General features: G+C 30.9%; 3 protein-coding genes. All 3 read right to left on the reverse strand.

Going from position 1 to position 3,928, the window contains the following annotated elements; translation table 11 throughout:
- Window positions 1-255: 255 nt before the first annotated feature.
- The 3 genes from ABEY15_RS24200 to ABEY15_RS24210 are packed head-to-tail and all read right to left on the reverse strand — an operon-like array spanning window position 256 to window position 3,773.
- A complete protein-coding gene (locus ABEY15_RS24200; RefSeq protein ID WP_429892497.1) occupies window positions 256-1,323 on the reverse strand; it encodes a HAMP domain-containing sensor histidine kinase in 1,068 nt (355 codons plus the stop codon).
- Window positions 1,320-1,994, reverse strand: coding sequence for a response regulator (locus ABEY15_RS24205; RefSeq protein WP_429892498.1), 675 nt, complete (start codon window positions 1,992-1,994; stop codon window positions 1,320-1,322). Before ABEY15_RS24205 ends, ABEY15_RS24200 begins: the two co-directional genes overlap by 4 nt.
- A gap of 24 nt (window positions 1,995-2,018) precedes the next feature.
- The gene (locus ABEY15_RS24210; protein ID WP_429892499.1) at window positions 2,019-3,773 is read right to left on the reverse strand and encodes an ABC transporter ATP-binding protein; all 1,755 of its coding nucleotides are present in this window, start codon (window positions 3,771-3,773) and stop codon (window positions 2,019-2,021) included.
- Window positions 3,774-3,928: the final 155 nt, after the last annotated feature.

The raw sequence follows: 3,928 nt of genomic DNA on the forward strand, positions 1-3,928 counted from the left end.
TTTAGTTTTCAAAGTTCACTTTGTCGCTTTATCTCTTGGCGACTTATATTATAATAACACATTCAAGTTTATTTAGTCAATAACTTTTTTATGTTATTTTCTTGCCTCATTTTTTGATTTAATGTGACAACGTTTAATAATATACCATTATTCTTATACGATTGCAATAACTTTATTATAAAAAAGATAATGTTTTTCACTATAGCAAAAGAGTATTTATCTTTACTAAGCTCTATTTACTATAATGAAGAAACATTACTCCGCTATTAACGGTAATTCAACTACAAATAGTGACCCTTTACCGACCTCACTTTCTACATAAACTATTCCGTTATGCATATCAACAATTTTCTTTACGATTGATAAACCTAAACCATTTCCACCAGTTGTCCTGTCTCTTGATTTATCTGCTTTATAAAACCTTTCAAATATATGCACTTGATCTTCTTCAGAAATACCTATCCCTGTATCTTGAATTTGTATAACCACCTTGTCATTATCTTGAATAGCAGATATAAATAGATCACCATTGTCAGAAGTAAATTTTATACTGTTTGTTATTAAATTCATCCAAACCTGATTCAAAAGAGCCTCGTCTCCAATAAAGTCAATTTTACCAAGGTCAACATGCATATTGATATTTTTTTCTACTATCTGAGGTTCGCAGCTTAACAATGAGTACATAAGTTGACTATTTAATGAAAAACTGTTTTTTTCTATTGGCTGGTTTTGTGATTCAAGTGAAGTTAGCTTTAGTAGATTATCGCTAAGCTTCGATAATCTTGTACTTTCATACTCGATTATATTTAAATATTGCTTTCGTTCTTCTAATGGTAAACTTTCATTTTGTAATACTTTAGCAAAACCTTTAATTGATGTTAAAGGTGATTGAATTTCATGTGAGACGTTAGAAATAAACTCTTGTCGCATGTTTTCCATTTGATCTAAATTTTTTGCCATATGGTTAAAGCTATCTATTATCTGTCCTATTTCACCACCAAATGCATTCCTGAATTTTTCAAGATCCACTGATACGTTAAACTCTCCTCTTGAAATACTTCTAATTGCCTGCATTATTTCTTTTACCATTTTCATTTGCTTTGGATGATGAAACATTCTACCAAATATAGCTCCTCCGAGCATTAGTAATAGAAAAGTTAAAAAAGTATTTATGATTTGTATCGTTAAGTCTGATAAACTAGTGAAATGATGTTCATAAAAGTAAATAGTAGAATAGTGAACAATTACGCTTCCTATCGTTATTGCAGTCGTTAATAATAATATTGCTCCTATAACATCTCTAATTTTTTTTAATACTTTCAATTCAATAACTCCATTCGATATCCTAATCCCCATACAGTAGAAATTTTAAAACCAAATTCTTTCTCGGGAAATCTTTCCCTCAATCGCTTTATATGAACATCTACCGTTCTTTCATCCCCTGCATAATCGAATCCCCAAATGTTTTCAATTAATTGTTCTCTGGAATATGTCCTACCTAAAGAGCTTGCTAAATTAAATAAAAGCTCTAACTCTTTCAATGGCATATTGATTACTTCATTTTCATTTAGAACTTTGTAATTACCGTGGTCTATTACTAGACGTCCTATTTGAACAATTTTAGATGAAGATATTTTCGATCTTCTTAACAAAGCTTTTACCCGAACAACCAATTCGACTGGTTCAAACGGTTTTACGATATAATCGTCGGTCCCTAATTTAAACCCTCTAACTTTCTGTTCGGTTTCACCTTTTGCAGTTAACATAATTATAGGAAGATCATAATTGTTACGTATTTCTCGACAAAGCTCGAATCCATCCATTTTAGGCATCATTAAGTCTATAATTAACATATCTATTCTGTTATCTTCAAAAACACTAATTGCTTCAATACCATTTGTAGACTCAAAAACAGTAAAGCCCTCATTCCGAAGTAAAACATTTAATAGTTTCCGAATATGTGGATCATCGTCTACGATTAAAATACTAGCCATAAAAACACCTTCCCTAAAGTTTAATTACACTGCACTATTTACTCTCAATTGTTGATCTGCAAATTCTCTATACATTAAATGGTTACTATATAATTCACTATGTGACCCTATACCAGTTATTTTTCCTTTTTCTAAAAATACAATTTGATCCGCATCTATAACTGTTGAAAGACGATGGGCGATAATTAAAGTGGTTCTCCCTTTCATTAAATTGGAAAGTGCATTTTGTACAACTAATTCCGACCTACTATCAAGATTCGAAGTTGCCTCATCCAACATTAATAATTTAGGGTTTCTTAGTAAAGCTCTCGCAATACCTATTCGTTGTCTTTGTCCACCAGATAGTTTTATACCTCTTTCTCCAACCTCTGTATTAAAACCTTCAGGTAAGTCATTAACAAATTGATCTACATATGCCATACCCGATACATAACCCAATTCTTTATCAGATATCTCTCTTTTAATTCCATAGCAAATGTTATCTCTAATTGTACCGACAATTAACGGACTTTCCTGTGCAACATACCCTATTTGTTTTCTCCAACTCTCTAAATTGAAATTATTAATTGGATTATCTCCAATTGTTATTTCTCCACTATTTGGAAGGTAAAATCGTTCAATAAGTGAAAATAAAGTTGTCTTTCCGCTTCCACTTGGCCCTACAATAGCTGTTACCTTACCTGGAGGGATTACAAAATTAAGATTTGTTAACATCTCTTCTTCCTTATATGCAAAATGCAACTTATTAATATTAATTGGTAAGTTCATATCAACTTCATCTTTACCACCTTGATAATCTTCTTCTTCTAGTTCTAATATACTGATCATTCTTTCAGTAGCACCTTTTGTTTTTTGAAGTTCAGTAAAGAAATGTGTAATTTGTGTTATTGGGAAGATAATTTGGAATAAATATAGTATATAAGCTACTAAAGCCCCTGCTGTTATTGCACCTGATGAGACCCTGACCCCACCATATCCAATAATAACTACTAGAATAAGCATCAATACAAAGGAAACAATTGGTCCAATAAAAGAGTGTAACTTTCCTTCCTTAATACCGAAAGATAATAAATTATTAATTCCCTTGTTTCCATTAGTAATTTCAGTAGTTTCTGCATTCGAAACTTTTACTAATCTAATTTCCGAAAAAACTTGGCTTATTAATGATGTGAACTTTGCTGTCTCATCTTGGGTTGCTTTTGATAATTTTGACATTTGTTTTCCGATAGGGATAAATATAAGAGCGATGACAGGTATAATACTAAATGTTACTAAAGTCATTCTCCAATCTAATACTAGTAGTAATATAAAAGATCCAATAATTGAAATGATTCCTGTTAAAAAGTTTGTTATGTGTTCTGTTATTAACCCCTTTAAAATTGCTGTATCATTCGTAACTCGACTTACATTATCTCCAGTCTGAGTCTCATCGAAATAAGATATTGGAAGTACAATCATTTTCTTCCACAACCGGTGTCTTACATTGGCAACAACTGTATTTCCTACGCGGCTAAGCAGATAGATAGAAGCTGCTGATGAAATAGCCTGTATGATTAGTACAATAACAAAAACTGCTATTTGTCCGGCACTTAAGGATGCTAATGAAAAACCATCTACAAATTTCTTTGTAAGCAAAGGTAATAGTAACCCGACTAAAGTAGTAGCTACACTTAATAGTACGCCTATTGCAAACAACCATTTAGGAGGATTTGCATTTTTTATTAAAGAGATAAAATTTCTCCAGTCACTTTTTTTATTCGAATTAGTTTCTTCTTTCATATCTTTACTCCTTACACTTACTATTTTTTATTTACAATACCTTTAAAATTTACAACTAAAATATGAATAAAGAATGAACTAAATTATTTTTTTTCCGATATAAATCATCATCTTAAATATTATTTTTTATAACGCAAAAAAACATCAGCCTAATA

The organism is Gottfriedia acidiceleris, assembly GCF_050457485.1.
GTDB lineage: Bacteria > Bacillota > Bacilli > Bacillales > Bacillaceae_G > Gottfriedia > Gottfriedia acidiceleris_D.

Excerpts from the sequence above, each read along its gene's own strand:
- ABEY15_RS24205 (WP_429892498.1), bottom strand. The coding sequence starts at position 1,994 with ATGGCTAGTATTTTAATCGTAGACGATGATCCACATATTCGGAAACTA.
- ABEY15_RS24210 (WP_429892499.1), bottom strand. The coding sequence starts at position 3,773 with ATGAAAGAAGAAACTAATTCGAATAAAAAAAGTGACTGGAGAAATTTT.